Consider the following 24,282-nt stretch of genomic DNA (forward strand, 5'->3'; position numbering starts at 1 on the left):
TGTTACTAAAATAAACCACAAACCCATTAAATTTGACTTAATATTAAATGCTACTTAAAATTAGTTTTTTCTTTTAAGTAAGATGAAGAAATACTTTTAATTATTCAAGGAAGATTTATGGAATTTTATCAAGTCTATGACCCATTAGGCCATATTTGGCTGAGCGCTTTAGTGGCGCTATCGCCTATTGCACTCTTTTTTATTTCTCTTATTGTCTTCAAACTTAAAGGGTATAGCGCTGGGTTTTTAAGCTTAGTGCTTTCAATCATTATTGCGTTATTTGTGTATAAAATGCCTGCTCAAATGGTGAGCGCGAGTTTTTTCTATGGCTTTCTTTATGGCTTGTGGCCGATCGCATGGATTGTGATCGCTGCGATTTTTCTTTACAACCTTTCAGTGAAATCCGGGTATTTTGAGATTTTAAAAGAAAGCATTTTAACCCTAACGCCGGATCACCGCATTTTAGTGATTTTGATTGGCTTTTGTTTTGGCTCGTTTTTAGAAGGAGCGATCGGCTTTGGAGGCCCGGTAGCGATCACAGCGGCGATTTTAGTCGGCCTTGGGCTAAACCCCTTATACGCTGCCGGATTGTGTCTAATCGCTAACACCGCTCCTGTAGCTTTTGGCGCAGTGGGTATTCCTATTACGGCAATGGCTAGCGTGGTGGGTATCCCTGAATTAGAGATTTCTCAAATGGTGGGCAGAGTGTTACCCATTTTTTCCATTGGTATTCCTTTTTTCATCGTGTTTTTAATGGATGGTTTTAGAGGGATTAGAGAAACTTTTCCTGCAGTGGCTGTTACTGGGTTTAGTTTCGCTATCGCGCAATTTTTAAGCTCTAATTATCTAGGGCCGCAACTCCCGGACATTATTTCAGCCTTAGTGTCATTGATCGCTACCACTTTATTTTTAAAAGTCTGGCAACCCAAGCGCATTTTCACCAGCAATGGCAAAGAGCCTGCAATCAGCACAGAAAAACACCATATTTGTAAAGTGATTGTGGCGTGGATGCCTTTTGTGTTGCTCACTATTACGATTATTATATGGACGCAACCCTGGTTTAAAGCGCTCTTTAAAGAAGGCGGGGCTTTGGCGTTTTCTAGCTTTGCGTTTGAATTTAATTCTATCAGTCAAAAGATTTTTAAAACCGTTCCCATTGTTACTGAAGCGACCAATTTTCCTGTCGTGTTCAAATTCCCTTTAATCCTAACGACAGGCACTTCCATTTTTTTAGCCGCTCTTTTAAGCGTGTTTTTGTTGCGCGTGAAAATCAGCGATGCGATAGGAGTGTTTGGGGCTACTTTAAAAGAAATGCGTTTGCCGATTTTAACCATTGGCGTGGTTTTAGCGTTTGCGTATGTGGCTAATTATAGCGGCATGAGCGCCACACTCGCCTTAGCGCTAGCGGATACTGGGCATGTTTTCACTTTCTTTTCGCCTGTTGTAGGTTGGCTTGGGGTGTTTTTAACCGGAAGCGATACGAGTTCCAATCTCTTATTTGGCTCTTTGCAAATGCTTATCGCTACACAGCTTGGCTTGCCTGAAGTGCTTTTCTTGGCGGCCAACACTTCAGGGGGCGTTGTGGGTAAAATGATAAGCCCTCAAAGTATCGCTATCGCTTGCGCGGCGGTGGGGTTAGTGGGGAAAGAGAGCGAATTGTTCAGATTTACGGTAAAATACTCCGTCGCTTTGGCGATCATTATGGGGATTGTCTTCACTCTTATTGCTTATGTCTTCCCCTTTATTATCCCCATCATTCCTTAAATAAGGGGGTTTTTTAAAGAGATCTAGCGCTAAGAGAATATTTTAAAAAGGGATTTTTTAGTGCTAGAATTTCATCAGATTTATGACCCTTTGGGTAATATTTGGTTGAGCGCTCTTGTGGCCTTATTACCGATTTTATTGTTTTTCTTATCTTTAATGGTTTTTAAACTCAAAGGTTATGCGGCGGCCTTTTTGAGCGTGGCTTTATCAGCCATTATTGCGGTTTTGGTGTATAAAATGCCTGTTAGCATGGTGGGTTCAAGCTTTCTTTATGGCTTTCTCTATGGCTTATGGCCGATCGCTTGGATCATTATTGCGGCGATTTTTTTATACAAACTCAGCGTTAAATCCGGCTATTTTGAAATTTTAAAAGAAAGCGTTCAGTCCATCACTTTAGATCACCGGATTTTAGTGATTTTGATTGGCTTTTGTTTTGGCTCGTTTTTAGAAGGAGCGATCGGTTTTGGAGGGCCTATTGCCATTACAGCAGCGATTTTAGTGGGTTTAGGGTTAAGCCCCTTATATTCTGCCGGATTGTGCCTAATCGCTAACACCGCTCCTGTAGCCTTCGGCGCGGTGGGTATCCCTATAAGTGCCATGGCGAGCGCGGTAGGGGTGCCAGCGATTTTGATTTCAGCCATGACGGGTAAAATCCTCTTTTTTGTGAGCTTGTTCGTGCCGTTTTTCATTGTGTTTTTAATGGATGGCTTTAAGGGGATTAAAGAAACTTTTCCGGCCGTTTTTATCGCGGCTTTTTCTTTCGCTGGCACGCAATTTTTAAGCTCTAATTATTTAGGGCCAGAATTGCCCGGCATTATTTCAGCCCTTGTTTCACTCGTTGCAACAGCGCTCTTTTTGAAATTTTGGCAGCCTAAAGCGATTTTTAGAAGCGATGGCAAAGCGGCTTCATTCACTAAGAGTAACCATCATATCTGTAAGATCTATGTCGCTTGGTCTCCCTTTGTGATTCTGGTTTTAGTGATTGTTTTATGGATACAGCCTTTTTTTAAGGCTTTATTTGAAAAAGATGGCTTGTTAGCTTTTTCTAATTTTTATTTTGAATTCAATAACATCAGTAACCACATCTTTAAAAGCCCGCCTTTTGTAGAAGCTAATCAAAGCGTGAGTTTTCCGGTGGTGTTTAAATTTTCTTTAATCAACACAGTTGGCACTTCCATTTTTTTAGCCGCTCTCATTAGCATGCTCGTTTTAAGGGTGCGAGTGAGCGATGCAGTGAGCGTTTTTGGCGAGACTTTAAAAGAAATGCGCTACCCCATTCTCACTATTGGTTTAGTTTTAAGCTTTGCCTATGTGTCTAATTACAGCGGGATTTCTTCCACTCTAGCCTTAGCGCTCACCCATACGGGATTAGCTTTTACTTTTTTCTCGCCCTTGATCGGGTGGGTGGGCGTGTTTTTAACCGGGAGCGATACGAGTTCTAATCTTTTATTTGGCTCTTTACAGCAACTCACCGCCCAACGATTGCACCTCCCTGAGATTTTAACCCTAACGGCTAATACCGTGGGTGGCACTTTAGGCAAGATGATAAGCCCTCAAAGCATCGCTATCGCTTGTGCGGCAGTGGGATTAGCCGGGAAAGAGAGCGATTTATTCAAATTCACGGTCAAATACTCCCTTATTTTTGTAGCGATCATGGGAGTCGTGATCAGCGCGATTGCGTATTTGATCCCTGAAGTGGTGCCTGCGATAAAGTAGAGCCATTTTAGATTTGGCAGGGTTTAACCCCCAAATAAATTTTTTTGTTTTAAAAAATTCAAAATTTTAAGCGTCATAGAGCTTATGGGTAAGGTTTCTAAGTCTTTAAGGCTATAAAAACGAACGGGGTTTTTTAAATCTTTTATTGCAGCTGAATAGAGGTTTAAATTGAGCTTGAATTTAGTGTGGCTGTGTTTGATAACGCCTAAAAAGGGGAGTTTGCATTCTAAATTTTCTTTTAGATTAGGAAAATGGTGCATCCCCAAATAGAGTTTTTGCTCTATTTTTTCTAAAGCGATTTGGTTATTTTGGATCACAACGCCTAAATAACGCTCTTCTTGAATGATTTCTTGTTTTTTCTTAAGCGTGTGTTTTTCTAGGTGGTTTTTACCTAAACAATAAGGATTGAAAGGGCAAATCGCGCATTTGGGTTTAGGGGAGCAGATTAAAGCCCCTAGATCAATTAGGGCTTGGTTATGATTAAAACTCTCATTAAGATTGAGAAAGTCATTCGCCTTAATTTGTAAGTCTTTAGCGTGGATATTAGGATCCAAACCAAAAAGCCTTAAAAGTACGCGCTTGATATTAGCGTCCACGCATGCGGTTTTTTCTCTAAAGCCAAAACATAAAATCGCATTAGCCGTGTATACGCCAATCCCAGGGAGTTTTAACAGGCTTTGATAGTCATTGGGTAGTTGCGAGTGGTGTTCTTTCACGCAAATTTCAGCACTTTTTTTTAAATTTTTAGCCCTTGAATAATAGCCAAGCCCTCGCCAGAGCAATAAAACCTCTTCTAATGGAGCGTTCGCTAAGTCTTTTAAAGTGGGGAAAGCTTCTAAAAAAGGGGAATAAAAACGCTCAACCACCGTGCTGATTTGGGTTTGTTGGCTCATCACTTCACTGATATAGACTTCATAAGGGGCGTTAATGCCCTTTAAATTCCTAAAAGGTAAATCCTTCCGCCCAAATTCTTCATACCATTTTAAAAGGGCGTTGTGTAAAGTTTCCAGCTACAACCACCTATAAGCGATGAGTTTGACCCAAGGCACGCACACGCTTAAAAACACGATCAAATACACCACGCCAAAAATAAACCCCCATTTCCAAAAATCCTTGCTTGAAATATACCCACTCCCGTAATAAATGGTGGATGGGCCTGTGCCATAGGGGGTTAAAATCCCCATAATCCCTAAAGAAAGCATTAAAAACAAGCTCAATTCTTGCAAATTGACCCCTTGAATGTGTGAACCAATCCCTACAAAAAGCGCAAATAACGCGCTCACATGAGCGGTGATACTAGCAAAAAAATAATGCGACAGATAAAAGAAGGCTATAATAAACAAGACTGCTATTAACGGATTCAAGTTGGCATGCTCTAAAAAATTTTTAGCCGCATTGCCAATAAAATTTAAAAACCCTACATTTTTAAGCCCACCAGCCATCGTGAGCAGCGATCCAAGCAATAAAAAAATGTTGAACGCACTCTTGTTTTTGATGATGTCTTCATAGCTTACAATCTTACAAAACGCCATTAAAACCATGACAATCAAAGCCGTCGCGCTCGCATGCAAGCCTAAAGATTTGCCAAAAATCCAACCTAATAAAGCCAATAAAGTGAGGCTGAGCATTAAAATTTCTTTTAAAGAAAACCTCCCCATGCTTTCTAATTCTTTTTTAGCCCACAAACTCACTTCTTTTGAGCCTTTTAAGGTGGGTTTGCAGGTTTTATACGCCAATAAAGGCACAAGCAAGATCAAAAGCACCCCACAAGGCAAGAACGCTAAAAACCACGAAAACCATGAGATTTCATTCACGCCCATTTTGGCAGCGATTTCCATTGCTAGGGGGTTAGGAGCGAGCGCGGTTAAAAACATGGACGAAGTGATGCAAGTTGAAGCCAAAGCGACCCACATCAAATACGCACCGATTTTGTCAGGGTTATTATTGGGAGTAGAACCCATTAAGGGCGGGATAGAAGAAACGATGGGATAGAGTATACCCCCACTTCTAGCGGAATTGCTAGGGATAAAGGGGGCTAGACACAATTCGCTCAAACTGATCGCATAGCCTAAACCTAAAGGGGTTTGCCCTAAAAACCTAATCAGTAAAAGAGCGATCCGTTTCCCTAACAAGCTTTTTTCATACCCTAAACCCAAAATAAAAGCGACAAACACAAGCCACACCGTTTTGTTCGCATACCCGCTCAAACCCCATGAAATGGCCTTATTAGTGCTCGCTACCTCACCGCTCGCTCCAATTCTTAACGCCACGCACAACACTAACGCGCTTAATGCTATCAAACCTGCTGGCACCGGCTCTAAAATCAACCCTATAATCATGCCCATGAAAATACAAAAATAAAGCCATGCGTTAGGGTTTAGCCCGTCCGGTGCGCCTAAAAAATACAACAGCGTTGCGATAAAAAAAGGGGCAAGAATGGTGAGAATTTGTTTAATCATGTTTAACCTTTAGCCAAAGATAGTAGCAATTTGGCTTAAAAATGCCATTCAAATGGGATTAAGTTATTACAATGTTACAGAAAAAGATTAAAAATTAAGCTTTTTGAAAAAGATAAAATTTTATAATTGTGTTTATCTTTGTTGAATTTACTACAAATAGGAGTATTGCATGCAAGAAAATGTGCCTTTGAGTTATGATTATTCTATTAGCAAATTGTTTCTTTATGCGATGGTTGGCTTTGGGATAATAGGCATGTTAATAGGGATCGTGTTAGCTTTTGAATTGTCTTTCCCTAACTTGAATTACATTGCAGGGGAGTATGGCGTTTTTGGCCGCTTGCGCCCCTTACACACGAATGCGGTGATCTATGGTTTCACTCTTGGAGGGATTTGGGCGAGTTGGTATTATATCGGTCAGAGGGTGCTTAAAATCACTTATTACCAACACCCCTTTTTGAAAATTGTAGGGTTATTGCATTTTTGGCTTTGGATTCTTCTTTTAATTCTAGGGGTCATTAGCTTGTTTGCTGGTCTTACTCAATCTAAAGAATACGCTGAATTGATGTGGCCCTTAGATATTATCGTGGTTGTGGCATGGGTGCTATGGGGGGTTAATATGTTTGGGAGCATGAGCGTTAGGAGGGAAAATACCATTTATGTGTCTTTATGGTATTACATCGCTACTTATGTGGGTATAGCGGTGATGTATATCTTCAATAACCTTTCTATCCCCACCTATTTTGTCGCTGATATGGGGAGTGTTTGGCATTCTATTTCTATGTATTCAGGCAGTAATGATGCGCTCATTCAATGGTGGTGGGGGCATAATGCGGTCGCTTTTGTCTTTACGAGTGGGGTGATTGGCACGATTTATTATTTCTTGCCTAAAGAGAGCGGTCAGCCTATCTTTTCTTACAAACTCACTTTGTTTTCCTTTTGGAGCTTGATGTTTGTTTATATTTGGGCGGGCGGGCACCATTTGATTTATTCCACCGTGCCTGATTGGGTGCAAACCCTTTCTAGCGTGTTTTCAGTGGTGTTGATCTTGCCTTCGTGGGGGACAGCTATTAACATGCTTTTAACGATGCGAGGGCAATGGCACCAGCTCAAAGAAAGCCCTTTGATTAAATTCTTAGTTTTAGCTTCAACTTTCTACATGCTTTCCACTTTAGAAGGCTCTATTCAAGCCATTAAGAGCGTGAACGCCTTAGCGCATTTTACCGATTGGATCATTGGGCATGTGCATGATGGCGTGCTTGGGTGGGTAGGCTTCACTTTGATTGCGAGCATGTATCACATGACCCCTAGGCTTTTCAAAAGAGAGATTTATTCAGGCAGGCTTGTGGATTTCCAATTTTGGATCATGACTTTAGGGATTGTGCTTTACTTTTCGTCCATGTGGATTGCAGGGATCACGCAAGGGATGATGTGGAGGGATGTGGATCAGTACGGGAATCTCACTTACCAATTCATTGACACGGTTAAGGTGCTAATCCCTTACTACAATATTAGAGGCGTTGGGGGTCTTATGTACTTTATTGGATTTATTATTTTTGCCTACAATATTTTTATGACAATCACGGCAGGCAAAAAATTAGAGCGTGAGCCCAACTACGCCACGCCTATGTCTAGATAGGGGAGGTTGGAAATGTTTAGTTTTTTAGAGAAAAATCCGTTTTTTTTCACTCTTGCGTTTATTTTTGTGTTTGCGATCGCAGGCTTGGTGGAGATTTTGCCCAACTTCTTTAAATCCGCTCGCCCCATTGAAGGCTTACGGCCTTATACGGTTTTAGAGACAGCGGGGAGGCAAATTTATATTCAAGAAGGTTGTTATCATTGCCATTCCCAACTCATCCGCCCTTTCCAAGCTGAGGTGGATCGGTATGGTGCGTATAGTTTGAGCGGGGAATACGCGTATGACAGGCCATTTTTATGGGGATCTAAAAGGATTGGCCCTGATTTGCATAGGGTGGGGGATTATCGCACAACCGATTGGCATGAAAAGCACATGTTTGATCCCAAAAGCGTTGTGCCGCACAGCATCATGCCCGCCTATAAGCATTTATTCATAAAAAAGAGCGATTTTGACACCGCTTATGCAGAAGCTTTGACGCAAAAAAAGGTTTTTGGCGTGCCTTATGACACAGAAAACGGCGTGAAATTAGGGAGCGTGGAAGAAGCGAAAAAAGCCTATTTAGAAGAAGCTAAAAAAATCACAGCCGATATGAAAGACAAGAGGGTGCTAGACGCCATTCAAAGAGGTGAAGTGTTAGAAATTGTGGCTTTGATCGCTTATTTGAATAGCTTGGGTAATTCTAGGATCAACGCCAATCAAAATGCTAAATAAGGGGTGAATGATGGATTTAGAAAGTTTGAGAGGTTTTGCGTATGCGTTTTTTACCATTCTTTTTACGCTCTTTTTATACGCTTATATTTTTAGCATGTATAGAAAGCAAAAAAAGGGCATCGTGGATTATGAGCGATACGGATACTTAGCGTTAAATGATGCTTTAGAAGATGAGTTGATTGAACCACACCATAAAAACGCTCATGATAATGGCATAAAGGAAAGTTGAAATGGATTTTTTAAACGACCATATAAATGTTTTTGGCTTGATTGCAGCACTTGTGATTTTAGTTTTAACCATCTATGAATCCAGTTCGCTCATTAAAGAAATGCGCGACAGCAAATCTCAAGGTGAGCTCATGGAAAATGGGCATTTGTTTGATGGGATAGGGGAGTTTGCCAATAATGTGCCAGTAGGTTGGATCGCAAGCTTTATGTGCACGATTGTGTGGGCTTTTTGGTATTTTTTCTTTGGGTATCCGCTGAATAGCTTTTCTCAAATTGGGCAATACAATGAAGAGGTTAAAGTGCACAACCAAAAATTTGAAGCCAAATGGAAGCATTTGGGTCAAAAGGAATTGGTGGATATGGGTCAAGGCATCTTTTTAGTCCATTGTTCGCAATGCCATGGCATCACCGCTGAAGGCTTGCATGGGAGCGCTCAAAATCTGGTGCGTTGGGGTAAAGAAGAGGGCATTATGGACACCATTAAGCATGGCTCTAAGGGCATGGATTATCTCGCTGGGGAAATGCCTGCTATGGAATTGGATGAAAAAGACGCTAAAGCGATTGCAAGCTATGTGATGGCAGAAATTTCTAGCGTTAAAAAGACCAAAAACCCTCAACTCATTGATAAAGGCAAGGAGCTGTTTGAAAGCATGGGTTGCACAGGCTGTCATGGCAATGATGGTAAGGGCTTGCAAGAAAACCAAGTGTTTGCAGCCGATTTGACCACTTACGGCACAGAGAATTTTTTGAGAAATATCTTAACGCATGGCAAAAAGGGCAATATAGGGCATATGCCATCGTTCAATTATAAAAACTTTAGCGATTTGCAAGTTAAAGCGTTAGCCGAATTTATCCAATCGCTAAAACCCTTAGAAGATTAAAGGAAAAGAGATGAAATTTTTAAACGGATTAGCAGGGAATTTACTGATTGTGGTTATTTTATTGGGTGTGGTCGTTTTTTTTGCACTCAAAGCGATCCATATCCAAAAAGAGCAAGCCACCAATTATTACCGCTATAAGGATATTAACGCTTTAGAGACAAAAAGCACCCAAAACCGGGCTAATTATGAATTAGTCAATCAAGGGAGTAAAAAATGAAATTCACGACTTTAGAAAAAATCTTAGCCTTAATGGTAGTAGCGACCATTTTAATGACGATTGTTATTTCTTTTGTGCCTAACTTGTTTTTGTTTAGCACATGAGAATCTTATGGCTTGTAATAGCCTTTGTTTGTTGTTTGGGGGCCGATGATTATGTTTTTAATAATTCTAAGGGGCGTTTGGTAGAAAAAAGCGTTGCGTTTGTAGAGAGCGTTTCTAAAGAGCTTTATCTTAAAACAGGCGTGCGTTTTGTGATTGATATGACGGATTTTGAAAAAAATCCTATCGCTTTGGCGGCCAAAAATGAACGCCAAAATTATCAAGAGGGCTTTTTAAAGCAGCTCAAGCCCCCTTTTGTGGTGTTCTTTTTTTACCATGACGCTCAAAAAATAGAATTAGTGGCTAACCCTAAAGATTTGTTAGACACTGATAAAATCTTTTTTGAAAAAATCGCTCCCTTACTCCCTACAAACGCTAAAGAATACACGCCCCAAAGGATTTCAGCCATGCTCATTAACGGCTATTCGGTCGCAGTAGATGCTTTAGCGCAAAAATATCGTGTGAATATCACGCAAAATTTTAACGCTCCTAAGGGAGTAACTTTTGTAAAGGTGGTTATTTATATTTTGTTATTGACGCTTTTAGGCGCGTTTTTGGGGCTTTATTTTTTTAAAAAATCTTAAGAGAGAAATCAATGAAAGAAAAAAACTTTTGGCCTTTAGGGATCATGAGCGTGCTTATTCTTGGGCTTGGGATTGTGGTGTTTTTGGTGGTGTTTGCCCTAAAAAATTCGCCTAAAAACGATTTAGTGTATTTTAAGGGCCATAACGAAGTGGATTTAAACTTTAACGCTATGCTTAAAACCTATGAAAACTTTAAATCCAATTATCGTTTTTTAGTGGGTTTAAAGCCTCTCACAGAAGGCTCTAAAACCCCCATTTTGCCCTATTTCTCTAAAGGCACGCATGGGGATAAAAAACTCCAAGAAAACCTTTTAAAAAACGCTTTGATTTTGGAAAAATCCAACACGCTTCATGCGCAATTGCAACCGCTCAAACCCGCTTTAGATTCGCCAAATATTCAAGTGTATTTAGCGTTTTATCCCAGTCCATCACAGCCCAGATTGTTAGGAACGCTTGATTGTGAGATCGCATGCGAGCCTTTAAAATTTGATTTGTTAGAGAGCGACAAAATGGGGCGCTATAAGATCCTTTTTAAATTTGTTTTTAAAAATAAAGAAGAATTGATTTTAGAGCAACTGGCTTTTTTCAAGTAGCGCATTAAAAAATGCCTTTAGCGTTTTTTATTAACACGCAACCATTAAAAAACTTAAATTTTCTATCCAAACGGGTATAATAAGGCTATGGGTTTTTTAAAAGTTTTTAAACATGACGCCTTGGGGCAAGTAGGGAATGTTGTTGTGGGGAATTTTTTAATAACGCTCACTATTTTAGCGGTTTGTTTTTCCTCTCAAAGTGCTGAAGAAACGACCATGCTCACCCTAAGCTACACGCTCTTTTTTGTCTTGGGGGCGTTTTTACTGGTCGCAATCAGTGTGGGAGCGATCAAAAATCTCAACGCGCTTTTTTCTAAAAGGGGGGTTTTAAGCTTTTCCTTACCCATTAGTTTAGAGTCTTTATTGCTCCCTAAAATCTTGCTCCCTATGGTGTTTTTTATCTTCAGTTTGTTCTGGTTTGTGGCGAGTGTGCGTTTGGGCTATTATCTTTTTAACGCGCAATCTAGCGTGCTGTTTATCTTGCACACCGCTTTAAAAACCTTTGTGTTAAAACCCACTAAAACCTTAGGTATTGCGCTGTTTTTAGGGCTTGTTTTAATGAAATTTTTATTTATTTTGAGCGTTTTAAACGCTGCTAGGATCAAAAAAGCGCGTTTTTTACTAGGGGGGCTGTTATTCATTCTTGTGGGGGTTGTTTTGGAATTAGCGTTTAATTCGTTACTGCCCTTAATGAGCTCTAGTTTAAGCATCAATGAGGGGTTTTATTATTTCTTGCAACAACAAGAATTACAGGAAAATAAATACTACCTTTTATGGGGGGTGGATTTTTTAAAAATCCTTTTATTGTATGCGATGAGCCGTTACTTGCTTACGCATAAATTAGAATTGGATTAAGAAAAGCGGTATTGCAAATATTCATCAGTGAGCAAGCAATCTTTAGTCTTTAATAAACTGGCATAAAACCCATGCTGATAGCCTAATTCAAAAAGCTTGTCTATGGCGAGGATTTGAATCTCGCTTAAGCGCGTTGAAGTTTCATTTGCATACAAGCTTAAATAAGTTTGTAAGCGCTCCATATTGACACGAATGAGCGAGCGCTCTAAGAGCATGCTAGAGAGCAAATTTTGGTGTTTTAGTGCGACTTCAACCGCTTTAATCAAAGCCTTTTTAATCAAAATCGCGCGATACAAGGGGATAGAGCGCCTAATCGCCATGCCCCCTAAAGGTAAGGGTAAATCATCAACCTTAATGAGTTCTTGCCAAACATCCCACAATTCTTTTTCCACTTCTAATTCATTATGGAAATCCAAGATATTTTCATGGATGAGCACGCCTGCATGCACTTTTTCTTCCAAAACCGCTTTTTCAATGTCTAAAAAATTCATGCAAGTGATGCGTGCATGTTTGTAATAAATCTTAAACAAAAGAGCGTTGGTGGTGTGCTCCCCGCTTAATGCGACTCTAAAATCTTTTTTCAATTTCACGCCCTTTTTTTTCACTAATTTAGGCCCATAGCCATTCCCAAAGCTCGTCGCTGTAGGGAGCAAAGCGTAATCGTTCGCAATTTTAGGGAATAGCGCAAAGCTGATTGCACTCACATCATAAGTGTTTTTTAGGGCTTCTTGGTTTAGGGTTTCAATATCAAGGGCGATATTGTGGAATGTTTTATTTTTAATGGGGCAATCTATCCAGCCAAACTTAATCGCATAATACATGAAAATATCATCAGCATCAGGGCTATGAGCGACACTAATCAAAGTAAAATCCTTTTGTGATAGGGTAAGTCCTTTTATTATAATAGATTTTAGGCTAGGATTTGATAGAATAAACAAATCAAATTCAATAAGGTGATTTATGGCAATAGATGAAGACAAACAAAAAGCGATTTCTTTAGCGATCAAACAAATTGATAAAGTTTTTGGTAAGGGGGCGTTGGTGCGCCTTGGGGATAAGCAAGTAGAAAAGATTGACGCTATTTCTACAGGCTCGTTAGGATTGGATCTGGCTTTAGGGATTGGGGGCGTTCCAAAGGGCAGGATCATTGAAATTTATGGGCCAGAGTCAAGCGGGAAGACCACTTTAAGCTTGCATATTATTGCAGAATGCCAAAAAAATGGTGGCGTGTGCGCGTTCATTGACGCTGAGCATGCCCTAGATGTGTATTATGCCAAGAGGCTGGGCGTGGATACGCAAAATCTACTCGTTTCCCAACCAAGCACAGGCGAAGAAGCCTTAGAGATTTTAGAAACGATCACCAGAAGCGGAGGGATTGATTTAGTGGTGGTGGATTCGGTGGCGGCTCTTACGCCTAAAGCGGAGATTGATGGGGATATGGGCGATCAGCATGTGGGCTTGCAAGCAAGGCTTATGAGCCATGCGTTAAGAAAAATCACCGGTGTTTTGCACAAGATGAACACTACTCTCATTTTTATCAATCAAATCAGGATGAAGATTGGCATGACGGGTTATGGGAGTCCAGAGACCACAACCGGGGGTAATGCCTTAAAATTCTATGCGAGCGTTAGGATTGATATTAGAAGAATCGCCGCTTTAAAACAAAACGAACAGCATATCGGCAATAGGGCTAAAGCCAAAGTGGTTAAAAATAAAGTCGCTCCGCCCTTTAGAGAAGCGGAATTTGACATCATGTTTGGGGAAGGGATTTCTAAAGAGGGCGAAATCATTGACTATGGCGTGAAATTAGACATTGTGGATAAGAGCGGGGCATGGCTTAGCTACCAGGATAAAAAGCTAGGGCAAGGCCGAGAAAACGCTAAAGCCTTATTGAAAGAAGATAAAGCCCTAGCGAATGAAATCACTCTTAAGATTAAAGAGAGTATTGGCTCTAATGAAGAGATCATGCCCTTACCCGATGAACCTTTAGAAGAAATGGAATAAAAAGGATTTTGATGCTAACCATTAAAGATATTCATGCTTTAGAAGTGATGGATAGTAGAGGCAATCCTACCATTCAAGCCAGCGTGGTTTTGAGCGATAACACTAAGGCGAGCGCGATTGTGCCTAGCGGGGCGAGCACCGGTAAAAGAGAAGCGTTAGAATTAAGGGATAATGACAAAACCCGTTTTTTGGGTAAAGGGGTTTTAAGGGCATGCGAAAATGTCAATAGCGTGATCAAACACCATTTAATAGGGCTTGAAGCGATCAATCAAGCCTTTGTGGATGAGAGGTTAAGGGCTTTGGATGGCACGCCTAATTACGCTAATTTGGGGGCGAACGCTGTTTTGGGCGTTTCTATAGCGTTAGCAAGGGCTAGCACGAAGGCCTTAAATCTGCCATTATACCGCTATTTAGGGGGGGCTAACGCTCTGACTTTGCCGGTGCCGATGCTCAATATCATCAACGGCGGATCGCATGCGAATAATTCCATAGACTTTCAAGAATACATGATCATGCCTTTAGGGTTTGAGAGTTTTAAAGAAGCCTTAAGAGCGAGCGCGGAAGTCTATCACACGCTTAAAAAACTTTTAGATGAAAAGAATCAGCTCACAAGCGTGGGCGATGAGGGGGGTTTTGCGCCTAATTTTAACAACAATGTAGAACCCCTTGAAGTTATTTCTCAAGCCATTGAAAAAGCCGGCTATAAATTAGGCGAAGAAATCGCGCTCGCTTTAGATGTGGCGAGCAGTGAGTTAGTGGATGAACATTTCAATTACCATTTAAAGGGTGAAAATAAGATTTTAGATTCGCATGAATTGGTGGCTTATTACAAAGAGTTGGTGGCAAAATACCCGATTGTATCCATTGAAGATGGTTTGAGCGAAGACGATTGGGAGGGTTGGGCGTTTTTGAGCAAGGAATTAGGGCGTCAAATCCAGTTAGTGGGCGATGATTTGTTTGTAACGAACGCAAGCATCTTGCAAAAAGGCATTGAAAAAAACATTGCGAACGCCATTTTGATCAAACCCAATCAAATCGGCACCATTAGTGAGACTTTAGAGACCATAAGATTAGCCAAACACCATGCCTATCAATGCGTGATGAGCCATAGAAGCGGGGAGAGCGAGGACAGCTTTATCGCTGATTTTGCTGTCGCATTGAATACGGGAGAAATCAAAACCGGATCCACCGCAAGGAGTGAAAGGATCGCCAAATACAACCGCCTTTTAGAAATTGAGCATGAATTAAAAGGGGGGATTTATATCGGCAAAGAGTTGTTTAAGCATGGCTAGTGGCCTTTTTGAAAACGATGAAATCAAAGACAACAAAGCGCGAGATTTTTTCTATAGCCATAGCTCCCTGATTGTCTTTTTCCTTTTACTGCTTTGGTTTGGGTATTATTTAGGGAAGTTGCTTTTTGGGGGCTCTTCTTTAGAAGTTTATTTGGATTTAAGAGATAAGCATGAACGGTTGCAACAAGAAATCACCGAATTGCAAAGCAAGAATGTGCGTTTGCAAAAGCGTTTGTTTGAGTTGAGGGAATTACGGCCTAGAGATTAATTTTAAGGAATGATTGTGTTAAAAAAGATGGTAGGTTTGGTGGTGGTTTTAAGCGTTTTATTAGCCAGAGATAACCCTTTTGAGCCTGAAATCAATTCCAAGAATTTGCAAGGGGGCTTTAATGGGATCTATGATAGTTATTTTAAAGAAATCCATGTGGATTTGCCCACGAGCGCTAGGATTTTAAAACAAATCACGCTCACTTACCAGGATATTGATGGCTCTATCCATTCTAAAGTCGTGGGCATTGATAAAAGCATTGATTGGCATTACCCCTTAAAGCTCTCCCAACACCCCCTTGATCCAGCCACCTTTGAAAAACGCTACCAGATCCAAGATTTTGATTTTTCCATGGCAAACAACACGATGATTTTGCGATCCCCTTATAAAATTTTGCGCTCTTTTGTGCTAGTCAATCCTTATAGAATCGTGTTAGACACGCAAAAAGGTCCTTTGGATATTTATCAAAATAGGGATTTAAACCAGAAGTTTTTTTCTCAAATTAAAGTCGGCACGCACAAAGATTATTACCGCATCACGCTCGTTTTAGACGGGAAATACCGCTATCTTTTGGAAGAAAAAAACGGGGCGTATGAATTAAAATTGAAATAAAAGCATGCGGCATTTGGTCTTAATCGGTTTTATGGGGAGCGGTAAAAGCTCTTTAGCGCAAGAATTGGGGCTTGCTTTGAAATTAGAAGTGTTGGATACGGATATGATCATTAGCGAGAGGGTGGGATTGAGCGTGAGAGGGATTTTTGAAGAGCTTGGCGAAGACAATTTCAGGATGTTTGAAAAAAATGTGATTGATGAATTAAAAACGCTCAAAACCCCCCATATTATTTCTACCGGTGGGGGCATTGTGATGCATGATAACCTTAAGGGTTTAGGCACAACTTTTTATCTCAAAATGGATTTTGAAACTTTGATTAAGCGTTTGAATCAAAAAGAAAGGGAAAAACGCCCCCTTTTAAATGATCTCACTCAAGCCAAAGAGCTTTTTGAAAAACGCCAAGCCCTCTATGAAAAAAACGCCTCTTTTATCATTGATGCAAGGGGTGGTTTAAATAATTCTTTAAAACAAGTGCTACAATTCATCGCATAAATTTTTTTTAAAGGCCTTTTGATGTTGAGTAGAGACATTGTCCAATATTCCAAGATCCGCACCGAGCTATACGCTTATCTTACCTATTTGTTTTCGCACAATATCCGCAACCACCTCCCTGAAATCACTTTGGATTATTTAAACAAACAGATCAGAAAAATGCATGCTGAAATCAAAATGGCAAAAAGTTTTTTTGTTTTAGACGCTAAAGGCATGCTAATTCTTAAACCAAGCCAACTTAAAGAACAGGGGCATAAGGAAGGGATATTAGAGCATGATTTAACAGAAGGGATTGAATTAGAATCGCATGTCAGCTTTAGCGATAAATATTATTTTTATCAAGCCGTGAGTGAAAAGCGTTGCATTTTAACGGATCCCTATCCTTCTAAAAAAGGAAACCATTTAGTAGTGAGCGCATCTTACCCAGTGTATGATCAAAATAACGATCTAGCGTTTGTGGTGTGCTTGCAAATCCCTTTGAGGGTGGCGATTGAAATCAGCTCGCCTTCAAAGTATTTCAGAACCTTTAGCGAAGGGAGCATGGTCATGTATTTTATGATTTCTATCATGCTCACTTTGGTGTCGTTGCTTTTATTTGTGAAATGCATTTCTAGCTTTTGGACAGCGATTGTCAATTTTAGCAGTTTTGACATTAAAGAAGTGTTCCACCCCATTGTGCTTTTAACCCTAGCCTTAGCCACCTTTGATCTGGTCAAGGCGATTTTTGAAGAGGAAGTTTTGGGTAAAAATAGTGGGGACAACCACCATGCGATCCATCGCACGATGATCAGGTTTTTAGGCTCTATCATTATCGCATTAGCCATTGAAGCGTTAATGTTAGTGTTTAAATTCAGCGTGAGCGAACCAGATAAAATCACTTATGCGGTGTATTTGGCTATTGGCGTGGCAGTGCTTTTGATCAGTTTGGCGATTTATGTTAAATTCGCTTATAGTGTGTTGCCCAAACGAGAACGCTAAGAGTTAAAAAATTTTTCTTTTAAGCGTTTGAAAATCCTATTCAATCTAAAAAAGACATATTCTAAAAGGGTTTTTGGATTGAGTAGGGGGGCAAGAAATTCAAAGGTTTTTTGTTTGTCTTTAAGGCTTAAAAATTCTGTCATTTGTTTAAGGAATTTCACGGAATATTCAGCATAAAAAGGGGTTTTTAAAAGAGTCTCATGCCATTCTTTAGAATATAAAGCAGTGGGTGAAACCCAAGGTTTTCCTACAAAATAAAAATGCAGCATGACAATTTCTTGTCGGTTAGGAATGAAGCGTTTTTGATTGACCATGAAAGGGTGGGTGTTATAAATATAAGGCAAGATTAAAACTTTTTGATAGCATACGAGCGTTAAAAGATCCTGTTCAGGGCAAAACACGCACTGGCCTTTTTGACGGGTTAAATTGAGTAAGCGCTCTTCTAAACGATCAGCGCGCCACAGCTTTAAATTCACGATTAAAAACCCAACATTATAGTGGTTTTCATAAAGGATTTTTATGTCTTTTTCTTTAAGGTAATGCTCATAAAGAAAAAAGGCTTGACGAGGGGCTCTCTCTCTTTCTGTTTGAAAATGTTTAGGGCTTTTAGGAGAAGAAAAATCTTTAGCCGCTCCAAAATAATAACCATCTAGCGGGATGAAAAAACTCTCGCTCACATCATTCAAAAACAAAGTGTCCGCATCAAACATGATAATTTTGTCGTATTGCATGAATAAAGAAGCCAAAAACAAGCGGCACATGACCATTTTAGAAAAGCGGGTCTTAGCGTAAATATTGAGTTGCAAAAAAGCTTCATTGATTTTATCAATCACAGAGGGTTCTATTGAAGTGGTGCAAAGATTGGGGGTTGAAATGTCTAAAAAATCCACGCTCATAAAAGCGCTAAAGGGGGCTAGAGTTTCTTTTAGTTTGCGCTGGTTTTCAAGGCTCAAGTTATCCACCAGGCAGTGGATTTTATAAAAAAGTTTTTTATTATCATTTTGCGATTGGGGATTTTCTGCTTTAGCGCAAGCTAGCATGGAATACAAGCTCACGCCAGCCGGAATGGTATAATGATTGTCAAAAGCGATAACGATAGGAATAGTAATGCTCATTTTAAGTGGTTTCCATACAATCTAGTCTTTAATCAAAATTTAATCTAAAAATTGAATTTGTTCCATTTGCTTAATATTATACTATAATAGCTAATTAGATTTGGAGTTTTACTTTTTTCTTTGAGCGAGCTTTGGATTAGTTTTATAAGGAATGAGATGATAAAGAGTTGGACTAAAAAGTGGTTTTTGATTTTATTTTTAATGGCAAGTTGTTCCAGTTATTTGGCGGCTACAACCGGTGAGGCATATTTTAAAATGGCTACTCAAGCCTTTAAGAGAGGGAATTACCATAAAGCGGTGGCTTTTTATAAGAGGAGCTGTAATTTAAGGGTGGGGGTTGGTTGCACGAGTTTAGGCTCTATGTATGAAGATGGCGACGGCGTGGATCAGAATATTCCAAAAGCCGTCTTTTATTACAAAAGAGGGTGCAATTTAAGGAATCATTTGGCTTGTGCGAGTTTAGGCTCTATGTATGAAGATGGCGACGGCGTGCAAAAAGATCTTCCAAAGGCTATCTATTATTATAGGAGAGGGTGCCACTTAAAGGGTGGGGTGAGCTGTGGGAGTTTAGGTTTTATGTATTTTAATGGCATAGGCGTTAAGCAAAATTATGCCAAAGCCCTTTCTCTTTCTAAATACGCTTGCAGTTTGGATTACGGCATTAGTTGTAACTTTGCAGGGTATATGTATAGGAACGCAAAAGGCGTGGAGAAGGATTTGAAAAAAGCCCTTACGAATTTTAAAAGAGGGTGTCATTTAAAAGACGGAGCGAGCTGTGTTAGCTTGGGATACATGTATGAAGCCGGTCTTTATGTCAGACAAAATGAAGAGCAAGCCTTGAATCTTTATAAAAAGGGTTGTTCTTTAAAAGAAGGGAGCGGTTGTCATAATGTGGCGGTGATGTATTACACGGGTAAGGGCGCTCCAAAGGACTTGGATAAAGCCACTTTATATTATAAGAAAGGGTGCGCTTTAGGCTTTAGTGGTAGTTGTAAAATATTAGAAGTGGTTGGCAAGAATTCTGATAATTTGCAAGATGACGCGCAAAACGACACGCAAGATGATACGCAATAAGCTAGAGTTTAAGGGGCTAATGATTAAAACTCATCTTATAGAAATCTTTCCACTCTTTGTGCTATCAAATAGGGGTTAAGCGTTTCTGTTGATGGGTGTTGAGATTAAAAATCTAGGGTTTGGATTCGCTCTCATATTGATAATAAAAACACTCAAAGGCGTTTTAAAATAAATATAAAAGAGCTTACAAGACACAAGCGATAATTTTTAAAGCACTCTTTGGGGGATTTAATGGGGTTAAAGGGGGTGTTATTTCAAAATCCCCCTATCCGCTTTAAAAAATAGCTTTACCACAAAATAAAAATTGACTATAAAAAAGCTTAAAAACAAGTTTTTAAAAAAGAATATTGAATAAAGCTATTCATATTTGATCAAAACAAAAACCTTTATTCAATCAAAATAAGGTTAAAATCCAATAAAAAAAGAGTTTTATAACTTTTTATAGGATTTTACAAGCTTATAGCAACAAAACTTTTTGTTGGTTTTCATTGGTGAAGCGCCCAACCGCTAAAGACGATTGGGCTTCCTGATGTTGGGGGAGAGTTTGGTTCTTATTCTGTGTCCCTAATGGATTTTACAGAGTTTGATCTCCAACGCATTCCCTACAGCTCTCACGCATCATATCTTATAAAGGCGTAACTTTGCGTGCTTCCCACGCTAGATACGAATGTATGGGGGCATTATAACAAATTAGTGGCATTCATCCCAAACGCTAAAGGTGTTTGGGGTTTCTGCTTGGGTGGTTTTAAAAAATACTTTGAGCCCTTTTTGCATTTCACTCAATATTCGTATAAAGTGCGACCACATCATCATCGTCTTCAATCCTGTCCAGTAATTTTTCGGTAAGCTCCATTTGTTCGTCATTCAATTCAATGGGCGTTGTGGCGATGCGTTGCAAACTCGCTTTTAAAATGGGCAATCTCAAGCTTTCAAACCCCTCATTTAAAAGCTTGAAGCTGTTATAATCCCCCCTAATAATAATCTTGTCTTCCACTTCTTCTAATTCTTCCAAACCATAATCAATGAGAGCGAATTCCAAATCTTCTAGGCTGAGTTTTAAATTTTCCACTTCATTTTTCAAGCATTCAAACACGCTTTTTCGGTTAAACATAAACTCTAAAGAGCCATTAGGCACGATGCTTGCCCCTTGCGTTTTATTGAAATAGCTTTTAAGGTTAGCAATGGTTCTAGTGGGGTTATCAGTCATGCATTCCATAATGATTAACACGCCAAAATTCGCCTTACCCTCATAAGTGATTTCACTCAAATTCCCCTCTTTACTGTTCGCTCTTTTAATCGCTGCGTCAATATTGTCTTTAGGCATGTTTTGCGCTTTAGCGTTTAAAATCGCTGTTCGTAGTTTGGCGTTCGCGTCCGGCTCGCTCCCGCCCTCTTTTGCCGCTAGAGTGATCGCTTTGGCGAGCTTGGGGAAAACCTTACTCATCTTATCCCATCGTTTTTCTTTAGCCGCTCTTCTGTATTCAAACGCTCGTCCCATTCAATTCCTTTGTAATAAGTTAGCCACTTCTTTAGCATGATAGCTAATAATCATATCCGCTCCCGCTCTTTTAAAACAAGTCATCGTTTCTAATAAAACGCTTTCATAGTTGATCAGGTTGTGTTTTTGAGCGAGTTTGAGCATGGCGTATTCCCCGCTCACATTATAGAGCGCTAAAGGGAGCAAAGTGTGATCTCTGATTTCTTTAACAATATCCAAATACGCCAAAGCCGGTTTCACCATTAAAATATCCGCGCCCTGTTTTTCATCTTCTAAACTTTCTAAAAGCGCTTCTTTTTTATTAGCGTAATCCATTTGATAGCTTTTGCGATCGCCAAAACTCGGCGCCGAGTTTGCCGCATCTCTAAAAGGCCCATAGTAACTGCTCGCAAATTTAGTGGAATAGCTCATGATGGGCGTGTAAAAATACCCGGCCCTTTCTAGCACTTTTCTCAAGCTCAAAACATTCCCATCCATCATGTTGCTTGGGGCTAGAATATCCACACCGCTTTCAGCCAAAATAAGCCCTTGAAGGTTTAAAATCTCTAGCGTTTTATCGTTAGACACCGAAGCGTTTTTTAAAATCCCGCAATGCCCATGATCGGTGTATTCACAAAAACACAAATCCGCTATAACGATTAAATCCTTAAATCGTTTTTTAACCTCTCTAGTGGCTTTTGCGACAATATGATCCTTATTTAACGCATGGCTTCCTGTAGCGTCCTTATGTTTAGGAATGCCAAACAATAAAACGGCTTTGATGCCTAAACCCACTAATTCTTCGCATTCTTTTAAAAGAGGCTCTATACTCATTTGATAAACGCCAGGCATGGAGTTGATTTCATTTTTAATGTAACTATCGCTTTCTATGACAAACAAGGGAGCGATGAAATCATCAATATTTAGACGCGTTTCTCTTATCATCGCTCTTAAATTTTCGCTGCTTCGTAATCTTCTCAATCGTTTGAACATGTTCTCTCTTTATTGTTTTTCTTTAGCCCCACAATTGGCTTTTTCTGTTCCCTTCACTCCGCTCACCTCTCTCAAATTTTCGGGGGGGGGGGGTAGCTCTTCATTATCCTCTTCTAAATCGTAAAAACTATTAAAAACGCAATCATGGATAGTGAAACAGATTCTTCCATTGCCATAATGATAGCTCAAATTCAATCCCATAGCCTCTAAAGCGTTTTTAATGATATACATGCCTAACCCAAAACCATGGGCTTGGCTGGGGTTAGAAGATTTAAAATAAGGCTGCAAATACTTTTCAAAATCTTCTTTTAAAGGTTTGCTTTTATTAGACACCACTAGATTATTCCCTATGAAATCCAAAAACACCTGTTTGTCATCGCTGTATTTGATCGCATTATCTACCATGTTTTTTAACGCTATAGCAAACAATTCAAAATCCGCTTCAATAATGTAATTGGAAGAGGACACATGGATAGGGCTTTCTTTATCCTCATCAATCAAAAGCATTTTTTCAATTTTATCGATCAAATCGCTCATTAAAAATTTTTCTTTATTGCTCCCATAATTTTTGGAAGCGAGCTGCTCAATGCGGGCAAATTGCTCAATCAGCGTGTTCAAGTGATCAAATATAGATGAAAAGCGTTTTTGTGTCAATTCTTCTTTGAGCATAGAGCTTAGTATCTTGCCCTTAGTGATAGGGGTGCGCAATTCATGCATGATAGAGCGCAAAAATAAAACCCGAGATTCATTCATCGCATTGATTTTTTGGATGCAATTGTCAAATTCGTTAGCCAGATCCCCTATTTCGTCTTTTTGCTTGCTTTTACAACTCACGCTTTTATCCCCTTGAGCGAAGCGTTTCACTTGAGATCTTAACTCTCTTAAGGGCAATAAACTTTGTAAAACAAATAAGAAGAGGAATAAAATCAATAATAAACCCACCGTAATAGCTAAGAAATAATTCCTATAAGAAACCGCATGCAAATCTTTATAAAGCACAAAATGCTCATCCTTTTTTAACAGGATAAAAACCATATCGCTGAATTTAAACACTTCAGCATACCCAATATTTCTATGGTGCAACTGGTGGCGTCTTTTGGCTAAAACCTTTTCTAAATTTTCTATTGTGGTTTCTCTAAAACCAATTTTATAGAGGTAATCTTCTATGGCTTTGTAATCAGAGTAGTTATTTAAAATTTCATTGATGGTGGTAACAAACTGATAGTGGCGCATTTCGTTTTGATAGTTTTCATGACTGATTTGAGAAGACACGAAATAATAAGCGAACGCTCCAAAACTAAAGAGCGTTATCATAAACAAAGCGACAACCTTAAAAAAGATAGAGAAACGCAAAACCCCTTAACTCCTTATTAGAATCAGTATTCTAATTTGTAACCAATCCCTCTAACAGAGATGATATATTGCGGTTGCTTAGGATTTTTTTCAATCTTAGATCGCAAACGGCCAATGATCACATCAATGCTTTTATTAGAGCTTTCAGGGTTGATGCTCTCACTCTCAATCGCAATGCTTTCACGGCTAAACACATAACCTTTTTTGCTAATGAGAAGCGAAAGGATTTCATATTCAGCCCTAGTTAAGTCTAGCTTTTTTTCATGCATATACACTTCTCGGCTATCCTTATCCACCCTAAAGATATTCGCATCGCCTGGCTCACTCACTTCTTCTTTTTTATGAGAACGCCTGAGTAGCGATTGGATACGAGCTAATAATTCTTTAGGATCATAGGGTTTAGGGAGGTAATCATCAGCCCCATAATCTAGCGCTTTAATCTTGTCTTCCACATCACTTCTTGCTGAAGAAATAATAATAGGGATATGTTTTTGTTTGGAGATGCGCCTACACACTTCAAGCCCGTCTAAATTAGGCAAAGTTAAATCCAATAACAACAAATCATAATTTTGTGTGTTAGCCGCACTAATGCCGGTATATGGCTCATCGTAATTGGTTACATGAATGCCATGTTGGAGCAAAAACTTGCTCAAAAACTCGGCTAATTCTATATCATCTTCTATCATTAAAACTTCTATCATACTTCAATTAACTCCTTCAATGATTTTTTGCAACTTTAAAAACGATTAACTTTGTTAATGTTTTAAGGGACTAATTCTAGCATTTTATTATTAAAGATACCTTGAAAATATCTTAAAAATAAAAATTCAAAACATTATCATAGTTATTAATGGAATTAAGGCTTTGTTTTCATAAAA

General features: G+C 39.4%; 25 protein-coding genes. 17 read left to right on the forward strand and 8 right to left on the reverse strand.

Features of this window, described 5'->3' with window-relative positions; translation table 11 throughout:
• Nucleotides 1-117 precede the first annotated feature (117 nt).
• Both DBU79_RS01550 and DBU79_RS01555 read left to right on the forward strand, forming a co-directional pair.
• A complete protein-coding gene (locus DBU79_RS01550; protein WP_154411332.1) occupies nt 118-1,764 on the forward strand; it encodes an L-lactate permease in 1,647 nt (548 codons plus the stop codon).
• Nucleotides 1,765-1,824: 60 nt separating this feature from the next.
• Nucleotides 1,825-3,480: an L-lactate permease gene (locus tag DBU79_RS01555; RefSeq protein WP_154411333.1), complete on the forward strand. Its 1,656-nt coding sequence runs from the start codon at nt 1,825-1,827 to the stop codon at nt 3,478-3,480.
• A 23-nt stretch (nt 3,481-3,503) separates the two neighbouring features.
• Here DBU79_RS01555 and DBU79_RS01560 read toward each other — a convergent pair whose 3' ends face one another.
• A complete protein-coding gene (locus DBU79_RS01560; RefSeq protein ID WP_154411334.1) occupies nt 3,504-4,490 on the reverse strand; it encodes an adenine-specific DNA glycosylase in 987 nt (328 codons plus the stop codon).
• Complete coding sequence (locus DBU79_RS01565) at nt 4,491-5,939, reverse strand: DASS family sodium-coupled anion symporter (protein ID WP_154411335.1); 1,449 nt, start codon at nt 5,937-5,939, stop codon at nt 4,491-4,493.
• Nucleotides 5,940-6,108: 169 nt separating this feature from the next.
• On the opposite strand from DBU79_RS01565, the gene ccoN reads away from it, so the two are divergent.
• From ccoN to DBU79_RS01605, 8 genes are all read left to right on the forward strand, one after another.
• Nucleotides 6,109-7,575: a cytochrome-c oxidase, cbb3-type subunit I gene (ccoN, locus tag DBU79_RS01570; protein ID WP_078284942.1), complete on the forward strand. Its 1,467-nt coding sequence runs from the start codon at nt 6,109-6,111 to the stop codon at nt 7,573-7,575.
• A 12-nt stretch (nt 7,576-7,587) separates the two neighbouring features.
• Nucleotides 7,588-8,286, forward strand: coding sequence for a cytochrome-c oxidase, cbb3-type subunit II (gene ccoO, locus DBU79_RS01575; protein WP_000490777.1), 699 nt, complete (start codon nt 7,588-7,590; stop codon nt 8,284-8,286).
• 10 nt (nt 8,287-8,296) lie between these two features.
• Nucleotides 8,297-8,515 carry a cytochrome c oxidase, cbb3-type, CcoQ subunit gene (locus DBU79_RS01580; RefSeq protein ID WP_017179877.1) on the forward strand — a complete coding sequence of 73 codons (219 nt, stop codon included), beginning with the start codon at nt 8,297-8,299 and terminating at the stop codon, nt 8,513-8,515.
• A 1-nt stretch (nt 8,516) separates the two neighbouring features.
• Entirely contained in the window at nt 8,517-9,395 is an 879-nt protein-coding gene (gene ccoP / locus DBU79_RS01585; RefSeq protein WP_154411336.1) for a cytochrome-c oxidase, cbb3-type subunit III, read from the forward strand.
• Between the two features lie 10 nt (nt 9,396-9,405).
• Nucleotides 9,406-9,612 (forward strand): DUF4006 family protein, encoded by a 207-nt coding sequence (locus tag DBU79_RS01590; RefSeq protein ID WP_154411337.1) that lies wholly within the window; start codon nt 9,406-9,408, stop codon nt 9,610-9,612.
• Between the two features lie 100 nt (nt 9,613-9,712).
• On the forward strand, nt 9,713-10,297 hold the full coding sequence (locus DBU79_RS01595) for a hypothetical protein (RefSeq protein ID WP_024116646.1): 585 nt from the start codon (nt 9,713-9,715) through the stop codon (nt 10,295-10,297).
• 11 nt (nt 10,298-10,308) lie between these two features.
• Nucleotides 10,309-10,890: a hypothetical protein gene (locus tag DBU79_RS01600; RefSeq protein ID WP_000660379.1), complete on the forward strand. Its 582-nt coding sequence runs from the start codon at nt 10,309-10,311 to the stop codon at nt 10,888-10,890.
• A gap of 87 nt (nt 10,891-10,977) precedes the next feature.
• On the forward strand, nt 10,978-11,745 hold the full coding sequence (locus DBU79_RS01605) for a hypothetical protein (RefSeq protein WP_017282870.1): 768 nt from the start codon (nt 10,978-10,980) through the stop codon (nt 11,743-11,745).
• Here DBU79_RS01605 and DBU79_RS01610 read toward each other — a convergent pair.
• On the reverse strand, nt 11,742-12,608 hold the full coding sequence (locus DBU79_RS01610; RefSeq protein ID WP_154411338.1) for a menaquinone biosynthesis family protein: 867 nt from the start codon (nt 12,606-12,608) through the stop codon (nt 11,742-11,744). The two genes, DBU79_RS01605 and DBU79_RS01610, sit on opposite strands and share 4 nt — an antisense overlap.
• A 97-nt stretch (nt 12,609-12,705) precedes the next feature.
• On the opposite strand from DBU79_RS01610, the gene recA reads away from it, so the two are divergent.
• From recA to DBU79_RS01640, 6 genes are read left to right on the forward strand one after another with little or no spacing between them, the layout of a single operon-like run.
• Nucleotides 12,706-13,749, forward strand: a complete 1,044-nt coding sequence (gene recA / locus DBU79_RS01615) for a recombinase RecA (protein WP_077368041.1) — start codon at nt 12,706-12,708, stop codon at nt 13,747-13,749.
• An 11-nt stretch (nt 13,750-13,760) separates the two neighbouring features.
• Entirely contained in the window at nt 13,761-15,041 is a 1,281-nt protein-coding gene (gene eno / locus DBU79_RS01620) for a phosphopyruvate hydratase (RefSeq protein ID WP_154411339.1), read from the forward strand.
• Nucleotides 15,034-15,309 (forward strand): hypothetical protein, encoded by a 276-nt coding sequence (locus DBU79_RS01625; protein ID WP_000146214.1) that lies wholly within the window; start codon nt 15,034-15,036, stop codon nt 15,307-15,309. The genes eno and DBU79_RS01625 overlap by 8 nt, the downstream gene beginning before the upstream one ends.
• A gap of 15 nt (nt 15,310-15,324) precedes the next feature.
• A complete protein-coding gene (locus tag DBU79_RS01630) occupies nt 15,325-15,921 on the forward strand; it encodes an AMIN domain-containing protein (RefSeq protein WP_050827944.1) in 597 nt (198 codons plus the stop codon).
• Between the two features lie 4 nt (nt 15,922-15,925).
• Entirely contained in the window at nt 15,926-16,414 is a 489-nt protein-coding gene (locus tag DBU79_RS01635) for a shikimate kinase (protein ID WP_154411340.1), read from the forward strand.
• A 21-nt stretch (nt 16,415-16,435) separates the two neighbouring features.
• Nucleotides 16,436-17,392, forward strand: a complete 957-nt coding sequence (locus DBU79_RS01640; protein ID WP_000952289.1) for a PDC sensor domain-containing protein — start codon at nt 16,436-16,438, stop codon at nt 17,390-17,392.
• Here the strand turns inward: DBU79_RS01640 and rfaJ are convergent.
• On the reverse strand, nt 17,389-18,507 hold the full coding sequence (gene rfaJ / locus DBU79_RS01645) for an HP0159 family lipopolysaccharide 1,6-glucosyltransferase (protein WP_154411341.1): 1,119 nt from the start codon (nt 18,505-18,507) through the stop codon (nt 17,389-17,391). The two genes, DBU79_RS01640 and rfaJ, sit on opposite strands and share 4 nt — an antisense overlap.
• Nucleotides 18,508-18,663: 156 nt before the next feature.
• Between rfaJ and DBU79_RS01650 the strand changes: the two genes are divergently transcribed.
• Nucleotides 18,664-19,581: a tetratricopeptide repeat protein gene (locus DBU79_RS01650; RefSeq protein WP_154411342.1), complete on the forward strand. Its 918-nt coding sequence runs from the start codon at nt 18,664-18,666 to the stop codon at nt 19,579-19,581.
• A gap of 775 nt (nt 19,582-20,356) precedes the next feature.
• Here the strand turns inward: DBU79_RS01650 and DBU79_RS01655 are convergent.
• From DBU79_RS01655 to arsR, 4 genes are read right to left on the reverse strand one after another with little or no spacing between them, the layout of a single operon-like run.
• Nucleotides 20,357-21,079 (reverse strand): YebC/PmpR family DNA-binding transcriptional regulator, encoded by a 723-nt coding sequence (locus DBU79_RS01655; protein ID WP_154411343.1) that lies wholly within the window; start codon nt 21,077-21,079, stop codon nt 20,357-20,359.
• Complete coding sequence (gene hemB / locus DBU79_RS01660) at nt 21,080-22,051, reverse strand: porphobilinogen synthase (RefSeq protein WP_154411344.1); 972 nt, start codon at nt 22,049-22,051, stop codon at nt 21,080-21,082. It abuts the gene before it with no gap.
• Nucleotides 22,052-22,060: 9 nt separating this feature from the next.
• The gene (gene arsS, locus DBU79_RS01665) at nt 22,061-23,404 is read right to left on the reverse strand and encodes an acid-sensing histidine kinase ArsS (protein WP_229763993.1); all 1,344 of its coding nucleotides are present in this window, start codon (nt 23,402-23,404) and stop codon (nt 22,061-22,063) included.
• A gap of 23 nt (nt 23,405-23,427) precedes the next feature.
• Nucleotides 23,428-24,105: an acid response regulator transcription factor ArsR gene (gene arsR / locus DBU79_RS01670; protein ID WP_154411345.1), complete on the reverse strand. Its 678-nt coding sequence runs from the start codon at nt 24,103-24,105 to the stop codon at nt 23,428-23,430.
• Nucleotides 24,106-24,282: the final 177 nt, after the last annotated feature.

This window comes from Helicobacter pylori (genome assembly GCF_009689985.1).
Classification (GTDB): domain Bacteria; phylum Campylobacterota; class Campylobacteria; order Campylobacterales; family Helicobacteraceae; genus Helicobacter; species Helicobacter pylori_CG.